Annotated in this window: 16 protein-coding genes; 4 read left to right on the top strand and 12 right to left on the bottom strand. The window is 43.0% G+C overall.

All coding sequences use genetic code 11. The annotated features are described in order from the left end of the window. Window positions 1-33: 33 nt before the first annotated feature. From glpK to Q7O90_RS03860, 4 genes are read right to left on the bottom strand one after another with little or no spacing between them, the layout of a single operon-like run. Complete coding sequence (glpK, locus tag Q7O90_RS03875) at window positions 34-1,536, bottom strand: glycerol kinase GlpK (RefSeq protein ID WP_304127739.1); 1,503 nt, start codon at window positions 1,534-1,536, stop codon at window positions 34-36. Window positions 1,537-1,554: 18 nt separating this feature from the next. Beyond that, window positions 1,555-2,712, bottom strand: coding sequence for a radical SAM family heme chaperone HemW (hemW, locus tag Q7O90_RS03870; protein ID WP_304127737.1), 1,158 nt, complete (start codon window positions 2,710-2,712; stop codon window positions 1,555-1,557). After that, window positions 2,699-4,507 carry a translation elongation factor 4 gene (lepA, locus tag Q7O90_RS03865; RefSeq protein WP_304127734.1) on the bottom strand — a complete coding sequence of 603 codons (1,809 nt, stop codon included), beginning with the start codon at window positions 4,505-4,507 and terminating at the stop codon, window positions 2,699-2,701. The genes hemW and lepA overlap by 14 nt, the downstream gene beginning before the upstream one ends. Window positions 4,508-4,537: 30 nt before the next feature. Continuing rightward, window positions 4,538-5,059, bottom strand: coding sequence for a DUF1836 domain-containing protein (locus Q7O90_RS03860; RefSeq protein ID WP_304127732.1), 522 nt, complete (start codon window positions 5,057-5,059; stop codon window positions 4,538-4,540). Window positions 5,060-5,278: 219 nt separating this feature from the next. On the opposite strand from Q7O90_RS03860, the gene Q7O90_RS03855 reads away from it, so the two are divergent. Both Q7O90_RS03855 and rpsT read left to right on the top strand, forming a co-directional pair. After that, window positions 5,279-5,962, top strand: a complete 684-nt coding sequence (locus Q7O90_RS03855; protein WP_304127730.1) for an SGNH/GDSL hydrolase family protein — start codon at window positions 5,279-5,281, stop codon at window positions 5,960-5,962. Between the two features lie 111 nt (window positions 5,963-6,073). Then, window positions 6,074-6,346 (top strand): 30S ribosomal protein S20, encoded by a 273-nt coding sequence (gene rpsT / locus Q7O90_RS03850; RefSeq protein WP_298573471.1) that lies wholly within the window; start codon window positions 6,074-6,076, stop codon window positions 6,344-6,346. A 175-nt stretch (window positions 6,347-6,521) separates the two neighbouring features. On the opposite strand, the gene Q7O90_RS03845 is transcribed toward rpsT, so the two are convergent. From Q7O90_RS03845 to Q7O90_RS03835, 3 genes are all read right to left on the bottom strand, one after another. Continuing rightward, window positions 6,522-7,385: a YitT family protein gene (locus Q7O90_RS03845; RefSeq protein WP_304127726.1), complete on the bottom strand. Its 864-nt coding sequence runs from the start codon at window positions 7,383-7,385 to the stop codon at window positions 6,522-6,524. Window positions 7,386-7,425: 40 nt separating this feature from the next. Continuing rightward, entirely contained in the window at window positions 7,426-8,343 is a 918-nt protein-coding gene (locus Q7O90_RS03840) for a LysR family transcriptional regulator (RefSeq protein ID WP_304127723.1), read from the bottom strand. Between the two features lie 96 nt (window positions 8,344-8,439). Then, window positions 8,440-9,630 carry a pyridoxal phosphate-dependent aminotransferase gene (locus Q7O90_RS03835; RefSeq protein WP_304127721.1) on the bottom strand — a complete coding sequence of 397 codons (1,191 nt, stop codon included), beginning with the start codon at window positions 9,628-9,630 and terminating at the stop codon, window positions 8,440-8,442. A 274-nt stretch (window positions 9,631-9,904) separates the two neighbouring features. On the opposite strand from Q7O90_RS03835, the gene aroB reads away from it, so the two are divergent. Together aroB and Q7O90_RS03825 are read left to right on the top strand one after the other, a co-directional pair. Next, complete coding sequence (gene aroB, locus Q7O90_RS03830) at window positions 9,905-12,241, top strand: 3-dehydroquinate synthase (protein WP_304127718.1); 2,337 nt, start codon at window positions 9,905-9,907, stop codon at window positions 12,239-12,241. A gap of 45 nt (window positions 12,242-12,286) precedes the next feature. Continuing rightward, the gene (locus tag Q7O90_RS03825; RefSeq protein ID WP_330667041.1) at window positions 12,287-13,669 is read left to right on the top strand and encodes a chorismate synthase; all 1,383 of its coding nucleotides are present in this window, start codon (window positions 12,287-12,289) and stop codon (window positions 13,667-13,669) included. Between the two features lie 89 nt (window positions 13,670-13,758). On the opposite strand, the gene Q7O90_RS03815 is transcribed toward Q7O90_RS03825, so the two are convergent. The 5 genes from Q7O90_RS03815 to Q7O90_RS08230 form a co-directional block, all read right to left on the bottom strand. Beyond that, on the bottom strand, window positions 13,759-14,205 hold the full coding sequence (locus tag Q7O90_RS03815; RefSeq protein ID WP_304127716.1) for a hypothetical protein: 447 nt from the start codon (window positions 14,203-14,205) through the stop codon (window positions 13,759-13,761). Between the two features lie 29 nt (window positions 14,206-14,234). After that, window positions 14,235-14,384 carry a hypothetical protein gene (locus tag Q7O90_RS03810; protein WP_304127714.1) on the bottom strand — a complete coding sequence of 50 codons (150 nt, stop codon included), beginning with the start codon at window positions 14,382-14,384 and terminating at the stop codon, window positions 14,235-14,237. A 126-nt stretch (window positions 14,385-14,510) separates the two neighbouring features. Beyond that, entirely contained in the window at window positions 14,511-15,053 is a 543-nt protein-coding gene (locus tag Q7O90_RS03805) for a flavodoxin domain-containing protein (RefSeq protein WP_304127711.1), read from the bottom strand. 23 nt (window positions 15,054-15,076) lie between these two features. After that, window positions 15,077-18,682 carry a DNA polymerase III subunit alpha gene (locus tag Q7O90_RS03800; protein WP_304127708.1) on the bottom strand — a complete coding sequence of 1,202 codons (3,606 nt, stop codon included), beginning with the start codon at window positions 18,680-18,682 and terminating at the stop codon, window positions 15,077-15,079. Window positions 18,683-18,819: 137 nt separating this feature from the next. Next, complete coding sequence (locus Q7O90_RS08230) at window positions 18,820-18,930, bottom strand: HPr family phosphocarrier protein (RefSeq protein WP_304127942.1); 111 nt, start codon at window positions 18,928-18,930, stop codon at window positions 18,820-18,822. Window positions 18,931-18,937: the final 7 nt, after the last annotated feature.

The following is an 18,937-nucleotide window of genomic DNA, read 5'->3' as shown; positions in this document are numbered from 1 at the left end:
CTCTGTCCTATACCTTTTTATCGTTTATTTAACCTAGAATTCCTCATCCTCTGCCAGCGCAAGCACAGCCTCAACAGCCCTATGCCACTTAGCCTTAGCACGCTGCCTCTCCTCATCTTCAATCGCTGGATAGAATTCCTTGTCAATATCTTTAATCTCTATGATATCATCAATCGACTTATAATATCCTGAAGCAAGTCCTGCTAGATATGCAGCGCCAAGTGATGTCGACTCAATTGACTTATGGCGGACTATATGGATATCTGAGATATCCGCTTGGTTCTGCATTAGGAAATTGTTAAGCGAAGCACCTCCATCTACTTTGAGATCAGTGATCTTTCTGCCTAGATCCTTCTCCATAGCCTTGATCAGATCATCACTCTGAAAAGCAATTGACTCAAGTGTCGCCCTAACTATGTGCTCCTTCTTTGTAGACCTCTTTATACCGAGAATCGCTCCCCTCGCATCTGGTTCCCAGTAAGGTGCTCCAAGTCCTGTAAATGCAGGCACAACGACTACTCCATCACTATCTGGAACCTTGCTCGCGAAGTTTTCCGAGATACTCGATTTCTTAATCATCTGCAGGTTATCGCGTAGCCACTGAATAGCAGCACCACACACGAATACGGAGCCTTCGAGTGCATACTTAACCTCACCATTTAGCCCCCAAGCGATAGTCGTGAGGAGGCCACTGCTGCTATATACGGGCTTATTACCAGTGTTCAGAAGTAGGAAATTTCCCGTTCCATACGTGCTCTTAATCTCGCCTTCGTTAAAGCAAGCCTCACCAAAGAGTGCAGCCTGCTGATCTCCTGCCGCTCCAGTGATAGGTAGCTTACCGCCAAATAATTCGAAAATAGTCTCTCCAAAGTCACCAGCACATGGCACTGGCTTCGGAAGCATCACACGTGGTATATCTAGGATAGATAGGATCTCATCATCCCAGTCAAGCGTATTGATATTGAACATCATGGTTCTTGCTGCATTCGAATAGTCAGTGAGATGCTTAGCGCCACCAGTCATCTTCCAGATTAGCCAGGTCTCAACCGTTCCGAACAGCAGCTCACCACGCTCTGCTTTTTCCCTCGCCCCATCTACGTGGTCGAGAATCCACTTTAGCTTAGTAGCACTGAAATACGCATCTATGATAAGACCAGTCTTCTCTCTGATCATGTCGGAATATCCCTGATCTCTAAGCCATTCAGCGGTGTCTGCAGTCCTTCTGCATTGCCACACAATCGCATTGTAAATCGGCCTTCCGGTCTCTTTGTCCCAGACAATAGTGGTCTCACGCTGATTGGTTATGCCGATAGAGTCGATATCCCTATAGGTAAGACTCGCCTTGAGCAGCGCCTCCTGAGCAACCGCCATCTGCGTGGAATATATCTCCATCGCATCATGCTCAACCCATCCGTCATGAGGAAAAATCTGTTTAAATTCCCTCTGTCCAACACTTATCGCCTTGCCTGCTCTATCGTATATTATGCACCTCGCACTCGTCGTACCTTCGTCGAGTGTCATGATGTATTCGCCCATCACAGCCTCCTATCTATGCTATACAAATAGCGCCATAATACTGTTGCTTATATCTATACCTTCGTCCGTAAGTCTCATGCCATCTTCATCAATTGCGATTTTTCCTTCTCTCTCATATTCGCGAGCTTCTTCAAAGACATCACTGTAATATTTCCAGAATTTCTCGTAACTACCCAGCACATCCTCGTATCTAATTCCTTCTACCTTCCTAAGCCCTGTAAAAACAGCCTCCGCCACGTTGTCATGCTCCGAGTTCTCGTGTACTTCAGCGGAAAGCGCAAGACCTTTACCAGTGAGGTTAAAATATTCATCGAGCGAGCAGACATTCATAACCCTGCTGTTATCGATGAACGAAGATGCACCGAGACCAAGCCCCATATAAGGAGCCATCTCCCAGTACTTGAGATTATGTCTAGATTCATAGCCACGCTTAGCGAAGTTAGAAATCTCATAGTGCTCATATCCCTTATCTCTAAGGATTTTAGCACCTGCGTGGTAAGTCTCCCTATCGATTTCATCAGGAACTTCCTTGAGCTCTCCTCTTTCAAATTCCTTAAAGAAAGTCGTTCCTTCCTCAAGCTGCAAACTGTAAAAAGATATGTGCTCTGGTCCTAGACTCATTACCGCCTCTATGTCGGAGATAGTAGTGTCTAGCGAGCTATCTGGCACAGCGAACATGAGGTCGAGATTTATATTATCAAATCCCGCTGCTCTCGCATTTTGCACATCTGTGATTACATCACCAGCTGTATGAATCCTGCCAAGCCTCTTTAGTATCTCATCGTTCATACTCTGAACGCCCATCGATAGGCGGTTAACGCCAGACTGCCTGTAACCTCTCAGGCTTTCCATGGACAGTGTAGCAGGATTAGATTCAAGGGTGATCTCCGCTTCATCATCTATGTTGAAATTCGCCTTTAGCTCACTAATTATCCTTGCAATCTGGTCGCTACTTAGCAGCGATGGAGTTCCACCGCCAAAGAAGATGGTATCGAAGACTCCATGTGCATGGTCACTCATAAGCCTTGCTCTGATGCGAATCTCTTCGCACAGCGCCTTCACGTAGCGTTCTCTCAGGGCTTCATCCGAAGCTCCAGATAGAAACGCACAGTAGTTGCACTTCCTCACACAGAACGGAATATGAACGTATATACCAGGATTCTTATTTGTCGTCATCGAACTTCAGAACCTCTGTGAATGCCTCCTGAGGCACCTCAACTCTTCCGAACTGCCTCATGCGCTTCTTACCTTCCTTCTGCTTCTCGAGCAGCTTCTTCTTACGCGAGATGTCTCCGCCGTAGCACTTCGCAATTACGTCCTTACGGTAAGCTCTTACGGTCTCACGCGCAATTACCTTCTGTCCGATTGCAGCCTGAATTGGAACCTCAAACTGATGCATAGGGATGAGCTTCTTGAGCTTCGAACAGATTGTGCGGCCCTTTGCATATGCAGCCTCTTCAGGAACTATAGTGCTAAATGCGTCTATTAGTTCCTTGTTGAGCAGTATATCGAGTTTAACGAGCTTAGCAGCTCTATACTCCTTAAATTCATAGTCGAGTGATGCATATCCCTTCGTCTTGGACTTGAGCGCATCAAAGAAATCATAGATTACCTCGTTGAGCGGAATCTCATAATGCAGCTGCACTCTCGTCTCAGTCAGATACTCCATGTGCACCATATTTCCACGCCTACTCTGGCACAGTGTCATGATAGTTCCGACGTAATCCTTAGGTGTCATGATTTCAGCCGAAACGATTGGCTCCTCAATATGCTGAATATCAGTCGGATCTGGTAGATTCGAAGGATTTTGGACCATAATTTCTGAACCATCCTTCATCACTACCTTGTAAATAACGCTTGGCAAAGTCGTAATTACATTAAGGTCAAATTCTCTCTCGAGTCTCTCGATTATTACGTCCATGTGGAGTAGCCCGAGGAATCCGCAGCGATAACCGAATCCGAGTGCAGCTGAATTTTCAGACTCAAAATTGAACGCCGCATCATTTACCTGCAGCTTCTCAAGTGCGTCCTTTACGTTCTCATATTTCTCTCCCTCTGCTGGATACACTCCGCAGTAAACCATGGACTGCGCCTTCTTGTATCCTTTGAGCGGATGTTCTGTAGGTGCTTTAGTAAGCGTAATCGTATCTCCGACTCTAGCATCGGCAACCTGCTTGATACTGGCGCAGATATATCCTACCTCTCCTGCCTTTAACTCCTTGGATGGAACCATGCTAGGAATACAGTATCCTACCTCAGTCACTTCGTAGTCCTTACCGGTGTTCATCATGCGGATGAAATCACCCTTCTTGACTCTGCCGTCAAAAATTCTCGTATATATAACTACGCCCTTATAGCTATCATAGTATGAGTCGAAGATTAGCCCCTTGAGTCGCTCATCAGGATTCCCCTCTGGCGGCGGAATAACCTCAACGAGCTTCTCGAGCATCTCGTCTATGCCGAGACCTGTTTTGGCAGAAATCTGTGGTGCCTCTTCAGCATCAATTCCAATAATCTCCTCTATTTCAGCCTTTGCCTCCTCAGGCCTTGCACTGTCCAAATCCATCTTGTTGAGAACTGGAAGTATCTCGAGGTCTTCATCTAGAGCCAGATATACGTTGCCGAGCGTCTGCGCCTCTACGCCCTGAGTGGCATCCACTACCAGTACGGCACCATCGCAGGCAGCCAAAGAACGCGATACCTCATAGTTGAAGTCTACGTGTCCAGGAGTGTCGATCAGGTTTAGTACGTACTCCTCTCCATCCTTCGCCTTGTATGAGAGCCTCGTCGTCTGCAGCTTTATGGTAATGCCTCGTTCTCTCTCGATATCCATATTGTCGAGGAACTGCTCTTTCATATCCCTTGACGCGACGAGTCCAGTTTTTTCAATCAGCCTGTCAGCCAGAGTCGACTTACCGTGGTCGATGTGAGCGATGATGCTGAAATTTCTAATTTTCTTTAAGTAATCCATATTCGTCCTTATCTCAATTTATATTAATTCTTATTTAATTTCATCCGTCTCTGCAATAGAGGCTATGAGCTCCTTACAAGCGAGCATATTCGCATACCCTGTCACAGCCAGTTCAAGTGCTAGCTTCGTAGCAGTTTCTTTGTCTTTGCAGCCTTTAATTTTATCCGCTACTCGCAAGTATTCATCATCTATAGTCCTGCAGTACTCATCATAGAAATGCTCTACATCCATGTGCTCCATTTCCGAACCGAGCAAAAGACCAGCTTCCTTGACACTCATGACCTGCTTGAACAAGCAAATGGCTGTCAGATACCCTATATGCTCACGGTCGTACTTCTTGCCATGCGCTCTCGGTAGGAGCGAACTCTTCATGTAGTTGTTAATCATGGCTGGCGTGAGAGTTTCCTCACCTTCACACTCAAGCCCTATGTGCTGCCTCTTCATGTATCCGATGACTTGGTCCATATATAGGTCGATATCCGGAATCTTATCCCAGCTCTCCGGCCTGGAATTCTCAAGTCTTGAGACGAGTTCGTTAATTCGTTCTGACATGTGTACACCTCTCTCAAATTTATACATTCTATTATACTTAATCACATACACAAATAACAGCTTTCATTCAGAAAATCTTCATATTGATATATTGCAATTTTTATAATTGTTTAATATAATATTAAATACTACATTAAGGCGTAATGCTTATCATATTACTCAAGTATATCTAGACAATGATATAGCTATTGGTATTGTAATCACATGGAGGTGACCAAAGTGACAGATATATGCGTATTGGGAGATTCCATCTCTAAGGGAATAGTTTTTGATGATTTAAAAGAGAGATATGCAGTGCTTAACGACAACTTTATCTCTTTGCTACAGAAGGAGTTCGGCACTAAGATAAAGAACTTCGCTTCATTTGGAGCGACTATTACGAAAGGGCTAAGGATATTTGAAGAACGCTACTCAAGTATTAAGTCACATAAATACACTTTGATTGAATTTGGCGGAAACGATTGCAACTTCAACTGGGAGCAGATCTCAGTTACGCCTAATGCGGAGCATCTCGCCAAGACTCCGCTATCCGAATTCAAAGAAAGCTACGAGAACATAATAGAAAAGACTATGTATGCAGGTAGTCGCCCTATCCTGCTCACATTACCGCCACTTGAGAGGAACAGATTCTTCGAGTGGGTATCGCGAGATCTTAATAAGGATAATATCATGAAGTACATGGGCGGAAGCACTATTTTCATAGAGAATTGGCATAGCTCATACAACGAGATGATTCTCGAATTAGCTGATGAGTATGGTATCCAGATCTTCGACATCCGAAAGCCGTTCCTTGAGCTCAATGACTATGGCGACTATATATGTACTGACGGTATGCATCCTAATGCTGAGGGGCATAAGCTTATTGCAAAGTATCTGCGTGAAGAGCTGGCTACTCTCGAGTAATGGTTCGTGTACTCATTAATAAACCGCACACATATCTTGAAATTTCAAAGCTATTGAGATATAATATCTAGGCGAATTATAACTATTTAAAAGAAAAGTGGGGTAAATTAAATGGCAAACATTAAATCCGCAAAGAAGAGAATCAGAACTATCGAGAAGAAGACTGCTCGTAACATCAGAGTTAAGAATCACGTTAGTGAAGCTGAGAAGGCTTTCCTAGCTGCTGTTAAGGCTGGTGACGTTGCAGAGGCAGAGAAGGCATTTAAGCACGCTGAAAAGAAGTTTATGCAGGCTGCTGCTAAGGGTACTTTCCACAAGAATACCGTTTCGAGAACAGTTTCGAGACTCGCAAAGAGACTTAACGATCTCAAGGAGAGTAAGTAAATCTCACCCGTCCCCACAGCACATAAACGTGCAGCGTATAAGTTAAAAATACGCCAGAACGAAGGAGTGTCTCCCTTCGTTCTTTTTTTATTCTCGTTAGACTTAATGAGTCAGCCGATTAAACAAAAATGGATGCCACCATCTCATATAGGTAACATCCATATTGACACTATTTCTATTTTGAATTGTGCTGCTTAGCAATTCGCTTTGGTCTATACATAACATCGTGAATATTGGTAACAGTCGCAAACGCATCTGGATCTACTTCACGCAGGTGTTTCATCAGCTTTGCGTACTCGTTTCTATTTACGATTACATTTATCTCGTCAAACTTGTCTCCTGTAAAACCACCTAATGCCTCATACCTTGTAACTCCGCTGTGTAGCTCATCGATGATGTATTTGCAAATCTCGTCATTCTTCTTGGACAGTATGCATACCTTCAGTTTAGTGGTCATGCCGAACACATAGTGATCTATAATGATTCCAGTTACGTAAGTACCAAGGATACTGAGAACTCCAGTCTTCGGGTCATAGATGAATATTGCAGGCGCTGATATAAACAAACCGATTACCGATGTCGCAACACCAAAATCTATGTTCAGATACTTGTTAGCCATCTTGTAGAGAACATCTAACCCCCCAGATGATGCGTTTCGCACGACCATGAGTGCTATTCCAAGGTCGCAGAGGAACAAGTAGCAAATCATGTCTAAGAATTGATCATTCATCACCCCATGATAATTCGGAGTAAAGTACCCGAGAATCATCATAACCACAGGTAGTCCGACCGAAGGATATATGGACTTGATAGTAAACTCACGTCCTACGAAGAACCATGATATGACGAGGAGTACTAAGTTCAATATGAGTATTAGCATAGCTTTTGATAAAGGCACAAATTTACCAATTAGGATAGCGACACCAGAGACGCTGGCAATCGCGAGGTTGCTCGGCACCATAAAGAAATACGTCGCTATGCCGCAAATTATCGTACCAATCGTGATTAAAATAAAATCTATAATACCGGTTTTACTCATCTTCATCTCTATTACTATCTAACTCCAATATATTAAATCTCTACTCATCGATATCTTCATCATAGATTCGTTTAATTCTATTTCTCACGAATTCCATGAATAGTCCGAGGTGCGGCTCAATCCACTTCTCTCTCCTATATACGATCTGAGAGTACATTCTACATTTGAAATCTTTCTCAACATCGAGGGCAACCACTCTTCCCTGCTCTAGCGCTCTAACTATTGATGATTTAGGGATGAACGATACTGAGTTGCTACTTGCAACGATTTCACTTATCGCGATGATTGAACTGACCTCCATAATTGGGTCATAATCTATACCGTTGTCCTTGCAGTAATCGTCGAGGAATCTAGGATAGCTTACCTCTTGATCAGAGGTGATAAATCCACTCTTTACAACCTCTCTGATTGGAATATCCTTTTGTCCTGCAAGCTCATTATCTGGCGAAGCGATAAAAATCATATCTTCTGGATGATCGACTACAGTGTTGCAGTCTTTATAGACCATCTTTCTATCGATAAATAGCGCAAAGTCTATCTCGTTTTGCTTAAGCTTTTCATATAGGTTATCAAAGTAATCCGATGTCTTGAGCATAAGCTTAATATGAGGATATGTCTCGCTAAACTCACGTAGGAGCGTAGGAAAATAAGCATTCGCCATAGATGAGGTTGTACCTATTCTTATGGTTCCACGTATCTCGTCGTCCTGCTGCATAAACTTGCGAGCCTGCTCATTGGCTTTAAGAATTTGCTGCGCATAAGGAAGAAACCGCTCTCCACTTGATGTGAGCTGAATTCCCTTTCCCATTCTATCAAACAGTTTCGTGCCAAGTTCATCCTCAAGCTGTTTAATCTGCACCGTTACAGCAGCCTGTGAATAACCTAGTACATTTGCTGTGCGCGAGAAGCTACCAAGCTCCGCCGCTTTAATAAAAGTTACTATAGTCTTAGCTTCCATGAGAATATTTCCTCTACAAAAAGGTGTAGGCGAGACAAAAGTCCCACCCATCACCGTAAAATCTAAATATTGATTTGTAACCGAAGCTCGCTTGACTTACTTGTAAGACTCAATCATAGCCTTGAAAGCAGGCAGCGATCTCTTAATCATATCATTGCTTACACAGTACGAAAGTCTGAAGTATCCTGGGCAAGCAAATCCGTCTCCAGGAACTACGAGTAGGTTGTGATCTAGCTTAGCCTTCTCAGAATATGCGACAGCATCACCGTTTGGAGCTTTTACAAATAGGTAGAAAGCGCCATCTGGCTTAGCACACTCATATCCATACTCTGTTAGTGAGTTGTAGAGAAGGTTTCTGTTCTCTTCGTAAGCTGCAAGGTCTGGCATCTCGCCAACACACTCTCCGATAACCTTCTGAGTGAGTGTTGGAGGGCAAACTGAACCGATTTCACGAGCTGCACCTGAAACTGTGTCATATACAGCCTTAGCATCTGCACACTTTTCAGGAACGTATACATATCCGATTCTCTCTCCTGGTAGAGAAAGTGACTTCGACCAGGAATAGCACACGATGGTGTTGTCGTATACGTTAGGGATAAATGTAACCTTAACTCCATCGTATACGAGCTCTCTGTATGGCTCGTCAGCAACGATGTAAATAGGGTGTCCATACTCCTTGCTCTTTCTTTCAAGAAGCTCAGCGATTTTCTTTAGAGTCTCCTCTGTATAAACAACGCCTGAAGGGTTGTTAGGCGAGTTGATTACTACTGCGACCGAGTGTTCATTTATTGTCTTCTCGAGTGCATCAATATCAATCTGGAAGTGAACAGTATCAGCTGGAACTACCGCTAGCTTAGCACCTGCACATGTAAAGAATACATTGTACTCAGGGAAGAATGGTGCGATAGCGATGAATTCATCTTCTGGGGAAGTTGTCAGTGCGTGAGCAACAGATACTAGAGCAGGAGCGCATCCACAAGTCATGAATAGCTCACTTGCCTTTGCATTGCAGTTAAATCTAGCATTGAGGTTGTCAGCAATTGCCTGACGCACGTTCTCAAATCCAGGAGCCATTGAATATCCGTGAAGCTGAATGGAATCAGTAGTATCAATGAGCTTCTTAATTGTCTCGTTAACCTTAGCAGGTGCTGGGATGCTTGGGTTACCAAGTGAGTAATCAAACACATTCTCCTTACCAACTACCTTTGCCTGCTGCAGGCCGTACGCAAAAAGCTCTCTGATTACGGATGGGGCAGTCCCGAGTCCATGATATTTTTCGTTAACCATAAATTAACTCCTTTCTAATTCGATTAGCCATATGCGATTAACATCGTATTTATAATTGTATTATATCACATGCAATTATACATGATAGACTCAGCGGGTATAATTAAAAATAAACATACACTTTAATTATTGTGATATTTGCCCCTTCCGTCTGTAACTGTTACAATTACTGTAAGACAATATATTACCTTTTAGTTTATTAGGTTTATGTGATTTAGTTCACCATAAAATAATATATCATATTGTAATTTTTTTATAAATTTTGGAGTGAGAGATGAAATTATCCAGACTTGGAGAACTTATATGTAAATATCAAGCACGCGGAACCGTACTCATAATTACGGACACTAACGTTGCCCCTCTCTACTTGAACGAGGCTATTTCGAGTATCGAATCATGTGGACTAGCTTGTGATAGCTACACTATCCCCTCTGGGGAGGAATCAAAGTCTTTTGAAACTTATATCAAAATTATCGAATATGCATCTCGTATTTCACTCACGAGAACAGACGGAATAGTTGCACTCGGAGGCGGCATGGTTGGAGATATAGCTGGCTTTGTGGCTGCAACGTATATGCGGGGAATCAATTTCTACCAAGTTCCAACAACCCTTCTTGCTGCCGTAGACTCATCGGTAGGAGGAAAATCGGCAATTAATACTTGTTTTGGCAAGAACTTAGTCGGCGCTTTTCACAAGGCAAAATTCGTACTTCAAGACACGGCGCTACTCGCTTCCGAAGATGACTACGTCTTGATGGATGGTTACGCAGAAATTATCAAAACTGCCTGTATCTCTAGAAGTGATGATTTGTTCAAGAAACTTGAGTCGGGGAACTTCGATATACAAGAGATAATTGACGACTGTGTTGCAGTTAAAACCTACTACGTCGAAAAAGATGAAAATGATTCTGGAATTAGGCATATGCTGAACTACGGTCATACGCTTGCACATGCGCTCGAGAAGCTGAGCAGCTATGAGATTGGTCACGGTCATGCTGTTGCAAAAGGAATTGCATTTACAGCAAGTCTCTCATATGACTTAGGTTGGTGCAGTATCGACTGCAGGGACCGCATACATGCTTTACTCGAGAAGTTTGGGTATGATCTGTCGATTGGATTCTCACCTAGCGACGTTGCCAATGCGATGGCAAGTGATAAGAAGAGGTCTGGTGACAGTATTAAATTTATTATAAATAGAGATGTTGGGCAGGCTGAAATCAAGCTAATCTCCTTAACTAAGCTAGGAAAAATTCTGGCTACATACAGCGAAATGTTCCCCGGCACCTCGGAGATAGTTCATGGTGGCGCACCACTTTTTGCACCGCTACAAGAAGTCTCTGCCCCACCTTCGAAATCGTATCTTCACAGAGAGATAATTGCGGCGATGCTGTCTGGTCATGAATTAGAGTTAGATGCTCAAGAGGCTTCTGAGGATATAATTGCGACATATGAAGCGGTAAAGATTATTTCAAATCATGCTAATTACTCAGCATTGAGGGTCCTTGAGTCTAGAATAGTTTCAGCAGATGACAAACTCATACTTGAATGTAAAGAAAGTGGCTCTACACTCAGATTTCTGCTCCCAGTAGTCGCAGTACTCGGTCTAGATGCTGAATTCAGACTTGCAGGCAGACTAAGAGAACGCCCTATGCAGCAGCTAATCAGTCAGTTAGAAGAGCATGGTGCAAGCATAACGCTAAGTGACTCAGGAAGCATTTCAATATCTGCTAGCTCTAGCCACATAACACCTGGCGAGTTTAATTTTACAAACCCTGAATCATCGCAGTACATAAGCGGACTGCTATTTGCCCTACCACTGCTGAACGGTGACAGTGTTATCCGCGTACACAACAACCTTGAGTCCTATTCATATGTACTTATAACGCTCGATGTGCTTGGGAAATACGGTATAAAAGTGGATTATTCACATACAAATAAAGAATGGGTATTTAACATACCTGGCAATCAAACCTATACCTTCACAGATATTAGTCCCGAGGGTGATTGGTCAAATGCGGCTTTTTTGCTAGCTCTAGGGGTGTTCGGAAAAGCTCCGCTTAGAATAAATAACCTCCCGCTTCCATCGAAGCAGGGTGATATCAAGATACTCGATTTGCTTGAGGAATTTGGTGTAACAGTAAATCGCTATTCGGATATATTAGACGTTAATGCTGGCTGTGTAGATATATTCCCTTGCAAGGAGTTAAGTGCCATCAATAGCATCGACGCTTCAGGATTTCCTGACCTCGTCCCAATCTTGGCACTAATAGCATGCGTTGCGAGCGGCAAGACTGTTATCAGAAATGCTGAAAGACTCAGATACAAGGAAAGCGATAGATTGACCGCTACTTGTAAAGTTCTCAGATCTCTGGGTGCTGACATCTCTGAAACAGAAGACGGACTCATCATTGAAGGAGTAGATACACTCCGCGGTTCTTACGAAGGAGATGGATGTGGCGACCATAGAATCATAATGATGATTGCAGTCTCTTCACTCATATCAGATGGTATTATTAGAATCCACGAGGCTTCGGCAGTTGCAAAATCATACCCAAACTTCTTTGAAGTTATTAAACTACTAGGGTTCGATGACAATCTCGAACTCGTGTAATATCACCTTCTCGTGTATTAATCACCTCATGCTATAGGAGGACAAATGTCTATTTATAAAGGTAAAACCCTTACATTATCAATATTTGGCACGTCTCACGGCCCATCAGTTGGAATGACATTAAGCGGACTTCCTACTGGCACAGTCGTTGATATTCCAAAGCTCTATGATTTCATGGCCAGGAGAGCTCCCGGAAATAGCGCCCTGTCGACTAGCCGCAAAGAGCCTGATCAGCCAGAGTTCGTGAGCGGATTTGTCGGAATTCAAGTATGTGAAGTTGAAAGCGCTATGTCTGCTAGTTCACAAAGCTTGATGACTGACGGAGCAGAGATTAAAGCTATAATCTACAACAAAGATGTCCAATCCTCTGATTATTCCAAGTTGGCAAACACACCTAGACCAGGGCATGCTGATTACACGGCACATGTCAAATACGGAGGAAAAGCAGATTCAAGAGGCGGCGGAGCTTTTTCAGGACGCATGACGGCTCCATTATGTATAGCTGGTGGCATTTGCAAGCAACTCCTAGAGGATAAGGGCATCTATATAAAAGCATCTATACATGATATCCATGGAAATAACGACGAGCCACTTTCTGAGATAAAAAAAGCACAGGTGCTCCGAGATTCCGTCGGTGGAACGATTTCATGCACGATTAGCGGATTACCTGCAGGATATGGCGGTCCTTTATTTGAAGGTCTTGAAGGACGAATTGCAGAGGCTTTGTATGCAATACCTGCGGTCAAGGGAGTAGAATTTGGCGCAGGCTTTAAATCAGCAAATATGTATGGAAGCGAGAATAACGACCAATTCTACTATGATGAACATGGCATCGTTCGTACACGCACAAACAACTGCGGCGGTATACTTGGTGGTATCAGCGATGGCATGGACATAGATTTTCACGTCGCAGTCAAGCCAACCCCTTCGATTGCCAGGCCACAGCATACTATAGTCTACGACAGCACTGAAGAAACTGAAATAGAGATTCATGGTAGACATGATCCGTGCATAGTTCCTAGAGCTGTTCCTTGTGTGGAAGCTGCGGCTGCGCTGGTAATTGCAGATATTGTTTTGACAGGTGATAGCGAGGCAAGAAATTCAGCTGAGTTACTCGAATTAGAAACTATGGACCCCCTAACCTCTCATAATAAAGAACTAGCGGATATTTCATCTCTTAGAGCATCAATCGATGAGCTAGATGGTCAGCTCCTCCAGTTAATAGAAAAGAGGCTTAGGATTGCCGAGTCAGTAGCAGCATACAAGATTGAAAATAAACTCGAAATAGTTGATTCCACAAGGGAGTCCGCGTTGCTTGACAGGGTGCGTTCCCTCTCAAGCGATGATTTAGCGGAGCTTAACGAATATATATATCGGGCGATAATCTCTGCAAGTTGCAAGCATCAAGATAAAATTATTAATAATTAGAAAATAAAATAGGATGAGTCTTAAGACTCATCCTATCTACGATGCAAGCTAAGCTTCACTTATTTTTTGTGCTATTAATACGAGTTTTTTTAAATTCTGTCGTCTTTCTTATTGCTTGCATAATTCGTACTCAATATGACATCTCCCATTGTCCATATGCTTATTATTCCAGAGCCATATACATAGCCGTTCTTATATATGTATCCTTGAAAAACCGTATCATACCCACTGTATGTCTCTGTTATAATCTCAAAAATCCCATTCGGGAACTTATCTACAAACTCTCTCATTCTGTATCTTGTTCCAGTGAATGATCCATATCCAAGTTCAGAATCAAAAACTATGACATCGCACTCTTCATAATCAATGTCCTCAAACAGCATAGTAGCTGGGTAGCTTTTCTCCTTGTCACCCTTATACTCATACACTTTGTCAAGCGTCAGAGTAAGACGCTCTGCTTCTACGCTTATTTTGATGATTCTACTATCATGAAGACTGAATGGTATGTTGCTATCAACTATTAATTTTATATCCATGACCACCTCCGCATTAGTATTAACATTAGCTAAATCAATGCTAATGCTCCAGGGAGTGCCTCGGGAGCAAAAAAAGCTACTCCTATAATAGCAACAAATATCCCCGCTGCTATTATTAAATCTTTTGCATTTATAAGATTAAGGCCCCCTCTTTTTATTTCAGCCTTTGCTTTTTGCATTTTCTTTAAGTCGCTCTTACCTTTTTTATAATCTTTCGAATTTCTAACTTTTTCCCTGACCTTTTTAGGAACCTTATTCAGATTCTTCCCATGACTTGAAGTTCCATCTACATTCTCAGCGCCAACTTATAATCTTTTTCGTGCTGCCCTTAGCACCTGCTCGGTATATCGTCTATCCACATTATCTACGCCATTTACGATGGCATTTACCATCGTATTTGCCGCTGCTGCTGATTCTCTATCTGTAGTTCCAGATAGAAGCACCTTCTTCGATATCGCCATCAGAAACTTGTCGAGCCCCTTAACTTCGCTCGGCACATATCTGCCTGGGCAAAAATATAGGAGCGTGTTCTGCATGTTTATTCCGTCTTTGAAGTTGATCTCACATATCTGCTGATAGTTCTGTGGATTGTACTCGGAAATTCCCGTTACAAAAATTATAAGCTTGTCAGCATAATCTGCAATCTGCTTTCTGAACTTGTCAAATCCAACTATTCCACTTCCACGAAGCCAGCTACCAAATATCACGACGTCAAACTGACTAAGTGATCCGTAGTCGAAGTTCTGAAGAGGGACTGCGATGCACTCTAGATCTCCGGCAATCCACTCTGCATACTGCTTAGTCGAGCCACGTTTTGAATTGTATATTACTATTGCTTTTTTACTCAAAACTATTCCTCACAAATCTTTTTTTAGTGCTTTACGTTCTCTTTTCCGAGAAGCTGTTCAAGTTCAATCATAAGATTCTCATCAATGCTAACACCATTTGCAGACTTAAGTGGTTTCTGCCCTGGCAAATAAATGAGCATTTCCGTATCTCCCCTATGCGCTGAAGCTGCCCCGAGAATTCTGTGCTGAATCTCATCGTTTCCGAGCATATCAGACAGTTCTTGGCTCACTCTGAGCTTGAGGTATTTCTTCTCACGTGGTTTCTGTGCGTTCACATTGCTTCGTGAATAATCCCTCATGCTTGCTCTTTCATAGCCTGCTCCGCCTTGCTCCTTGAACTCACTGATGCGCTCAATTTCAGTCACTTTATTTACTAAGATCTCTGGGTCTGAATCCTCTTTGAAGCTAAGCGTGCCTTTGATAGCGACGATAGCATCGTTTTCTAACACGTATTTTGCCTTCGCATAATCTCTAGGGAATACAATCGCAGTTATTACACCGTAATAATCTTCGATAGTAAGTCTAGCCATCTCCTGATTAGACTTTGTTATCATGCGGCGTAAATCCCCAACCATACCCGCCATTATAACTGTGTCCCCGTCATTAAAGCGATTACTTCCAGATGATCTCTCCTCTATGAACTCAGACTCATTCTCAACATCACCGCTAAGATTGGAATCAAATATTTCTGCGGTATTCGCAGTTATATTCTCATCTATCAAATCACGATACTTGTCGAGTGGATGTCCAGACAGGTATACGCCCATCATCTCCTTCTCCATGGCGAGAAGATGTGCTTTATCGAAATTCTGTATATTAGGAAGCTCTGGTGCAGTCTTGACGTCTTCCATGATATCGGAATCGAGCTGGAACAGAGAAATCTGATCCTTAGAAACTCTGCGAGCACTACTCTGGGCTGCTCCGACGGCATCGTCACTTATAGCGAGAAGCGCGGCTCTATTTTGCGTAAATTCATCCATCGCGCCAGCCTTGATAAGGCACTCTATAGCCTTTTTATTCAGCTCTGATGGTTCAATAGACTTGATAAAATCGTATAAATTATCTATATCACGCCCTCTTCTTCCTTCAACTATCGCATCAACTATACTGCTTCCAACGTTCTTAATAGCTAATAGTCCAAATCTGATCTTGCCATCCTTGGCGATAAATTTTCTCCTGCTATGCAGGACTGAAGGAGGCAGCACTTCGATTCCAAGCTCTTTGCAGTTCCTGATGTACGCCGCGATGTGCCGAGGCTCTCCCATCACACTTGACATAAGAGCCGCCATAAATTCTACAGGATAGTGCGCCTTGAGGTAAGCGGTCTCATAAGATATAACAGCATAAGCTGCCGCATGGGATTTATTAAAAGCATATTCGGCAAAGCTAACCATATCGTCAAATATAGCCTCTGCTGCCCTCTCAGGTATACCGTTTGCCACACAACCAGCAATTGCCGGTGTTCCGTCGGAATCGTCCTTGCCATGGATAAAGTATTTCTTCTCCTCCAGCATGACACTCATCTTCTTTTTGGACATAGCACGACGCACGAGGTCAGATCTACCAAATGAATATCCTCCAAGTTCACGTACAATCTGCATTACTTGTTCTTGATAAACCATGCATCCATAAGTCACGTTAAGAATTGGCTCCAAGTGAGGATCAACATACTTGACTTTCTCTGGATTCTTTTTATTTTCTATATACTTTGGAATCGAGTCCATCGGACCCGGTCTATATAGTGAGATTCCGGCTACTATATCTTCAAAGCAAGATGGGTTTAGGTTCTTCATAAACTCGGTCATACCAGCACTTTCAAGCTGGAATATTCCCTGTGTGTTGCCCTTTGAAATCATCTCATACACAGCTGGATCATCGTAATCCATCTTACTGAAATCAATCTCTACACCATGATTCTCCTTGATTAGCTGAATAGCTTCATTAATCATGGTAAGGTTTCTAAGTCCAAGGAAATCCATCTTCAGAAGCCCCAGCTCCTCAATCGTAGTCATGTTAAACTGAGTAGCTAGACCCTTATCCGACATATATAGCGGAACATATTCATCGAGAGGCATCTTGCTGATTACAATTCCTGCGGCATGGGTCGAGGAATGGCGTGGCATACCCTCAACTGCCATCGACATGTCGAGGATATTTTTTACAAGAGGCTCAGTTTCGTATCTCGCCCTGAGATCGCGATTGATATCGAGAGCCTTGCTTATAGTCATACCTAGTTCTGCCGGAATCGCTTTCGCAATTGAATCAGCCTCCGCATAGCTCGCATTGAGCGCCCTACCTACATCACGCACGGCAGCCTTCGCCTTAAGCGTTCCAAAAGTGATAATCTGCGATACCTTGTCTTTCCCATACTTTTGAACAACATAGTCAATGACCTCCTGTCTTCTATCGATGCAGAAGTCGACGTCTATGTCGGGCATGCTTACTCGCTCAGGATTTAAGAATCTCTCAAAGATTAGATTATACTTAATAGGTTCTATCTCGGTGATTGCCAGGCTGTATGCCACTATGCTTCCCGCCGCTGAGCCTCTGCCAGGTCCAACAGGGATATCATTGCTCTTGGCATAATGAATAAAGTCCCATACGATTAGAAAGTACTCGACATACCCCATCTTCTCGATTACCTCGAGCTCACTTTCTAGCCTGGTACGATATATGGATTCATCCTGAAGAGCTTCGCTACCATATCTTCTCTCAAGCCCATCGTAACAAAGATTCCTGAGATAATCTTTGTTAGTCATTCCCTCTGGTGGTACGAATTCTGGCAGGTGATATTCGCCGAACTCAAACTCTACATTGCAGCGCTCCGCAATCTTGTGTGAATTTTCTATAGCTTCCGGGTAATCTGGAAAAAGTTTCATCATCTCGGACTCGCTCTTAAGATAAAATTCATCGTTCGCAAATCTCATTCGATTTTCATCGTCAACCGTTGATCCTGTCTGGATTGCAAGAAGCACATCGTGCGCCTTAGCATCGCTCCTCTTTATATAATGTGCATCATTAGTAGCAACCAGAGGCGCGCCGATCTCATCTGAAAGCTTAACGAGTCCCTGAGTAGCTGGCTTATCATCATCTAGAAAGTGATTTTGTATCTCCAAATAGAAATTATCTTTTCCAAATATATCGCGTAACTCAAGTGCCTCTGCCTTCGCACCAGAGTAATCACCATTTAATATCTTTCTTGGAATTACACCAGCTAGACAAGCGGAAAGACAAATTATTCCCTCGCTATGCTCGCGCAGCAACTCCTTATCTACTCTAGGCTTAAAATAAAATCCCTCTGTAAATGCAGCTGACACGAGTTTAGTTAGATTTTTATATCCAATCATGTTCTCCGCCAACAGTATGAGATGATTCATATTCCTGTCACGATCAGGGTCCTTATCAAAGCGAGTTCTCGGAGCAACATAAACTTCACAGCCGATAATTGGCTTAATACCTGATTTTTTGCAGGATTTATAAAAGTCAATAATACCGAACATAACACCATGATCGGTTATAGCCAAGGAGTCCATTCCTAAACTCTTCACGTATTCAGGTGCTTTGTTAATCTTGGACATTCCGTCTAGCAAACTGTACTCTGAGTGAACATGTAAGTGTGTAAATGCCATTTTTCTCTCTGTTCTCCTTCTTAGCTTAAAACACAGGATTCTCTTTCCTAATATACAAAGAAAAGCTGTACATACAAAAATAAAGGACTTTCGGAATACATTACCCGAAAGCCCCTTCTTTCACAAGAGCCTGTTCTCTATATTGCTTCTCCCAAAAGATAGTCGCTGATGGCCGTAATGGCTGCTTCTTCGTCTTCCCCTTCTGCAGAAACATAAAGTTCCGTACCATTGTTCAAGCCCAATGCCATCATACCC

The sequence above is a fragment of the Mogibacterium diversum genome, from assembly GCF_938028775.1.
Taxonomy (GTDB): Bacteria; Bacillota; Clostridia; order Peptostreptococcales; family Anaerovoracaceae; genus Mogibacterium; species Mogibacterium diversum_A.
This window is presented reverse-complemented; position numbering and strand designations above follow the sequence as displayed.

What these genes read in the sequence shown, in the direction of transcription:
- glpK (WP_304127739.1), bottom strand. Translation starts at nt 1,536, where the DNA reads ATGGGCGAATACATCATGACACTCGACGAAGGTACGACGAGTGCGAGG.
- hemW (WP_304127737.1), bottom strand. Translation starts at nt 2,712, where the DNA reads ATGACGACAAATAAGAATCCTGGTATATACGTTCATATTCCGTTCTGT.
- lepA (WP_304127734.1), bottom strand. Translation starts at nt 4,507, where the DNA reads ATGGATTACTTAAAGAAAATTAGAAATTTCAGCATCATCGCTCACATC.
- Q7O90_RS03860 (WP_304127732.1), bottom strand. Translation starts at nt 5,059, where the DNA reads ATGTCAGAACGAATTAACGAACTCGTCTCAAGACTTGAGAATTCCAGG.
- rpsT (WP_298573471.1), top strand. Translation starts at nt 6,074, where the DNA reads ATGGCAAACATTAAATCCGCAAAGAAGAGAATCAGAACTATCGAGAAG.
- Q7O90_RS03845 (WP_304127726.1), bottom strand. Translation starts at nt 7,385, where the DNA reads ATGAGTAAAACCGGTATTATAGATTTTATTTTAATCACGATTGGTACG.
- Q7O90_RS03840 (WP_304127723.1), bottom strand. Translation starts at nt 8,343, where the DNA reads ATGGAAGCTAAGACTATAGTAACTTTTATTAAAGCGGCGGAGCTTGGT.
- Q7O90_RS03835 (WP_304127721.1), bottom strand. Translation starts at nt 9,630, where the DNA reads ATGGTTAACGAAAAATATCATGGACTCGGGACTGCCCCATCCGTAATC.
- aroB (WP_304127718.1), top strand. Translation starts at nt 9,905, where the DNA reads ATGAAATTATCCAGACTTGGAGAACTTATATGTAAATATCAAGCACGC.
- Q7O90_RS03825 (WP_330667041.1), top strand. Translation starts at nt 12,287, where the DNA reads ATGTCTATTTATAAAGGTAAAACCCTTACATTATCAATATTTGGCACG.
- Q7O90_RS03815 (WP_304127716.1), bottom strand. Translation starts at nt 14,205, where the DNA reads ATGGATATAAAATTAATAGTTGATAGCAACATACCATTCAGTCTTCAT.
- Q7O90_RS03810 (WP_304127714.1), bottom strand. Translation starts at nt 14,384, where the DNA reads ATGCAAAAAGCAAAGGCTGAAATAAAAAGAGGGGGCCTTAATCTTATA.
- Q7O90_RS03800 (WP_304127708.1), bottom strand. Translation starts at nt 18,682, where the DNA reads ATGGCATTTACACACTTACATGTTCACTCAGAGTACAGTTTGCTAGAC.
- Q7O90_RS08230 (WP_304127942.1), bottom strand. Translation starts at nt 18,930, where the DNA reads ATGGCATTGGGCTTGAACAATGGTACGGAACTTTATGTTTCTGCAGAA.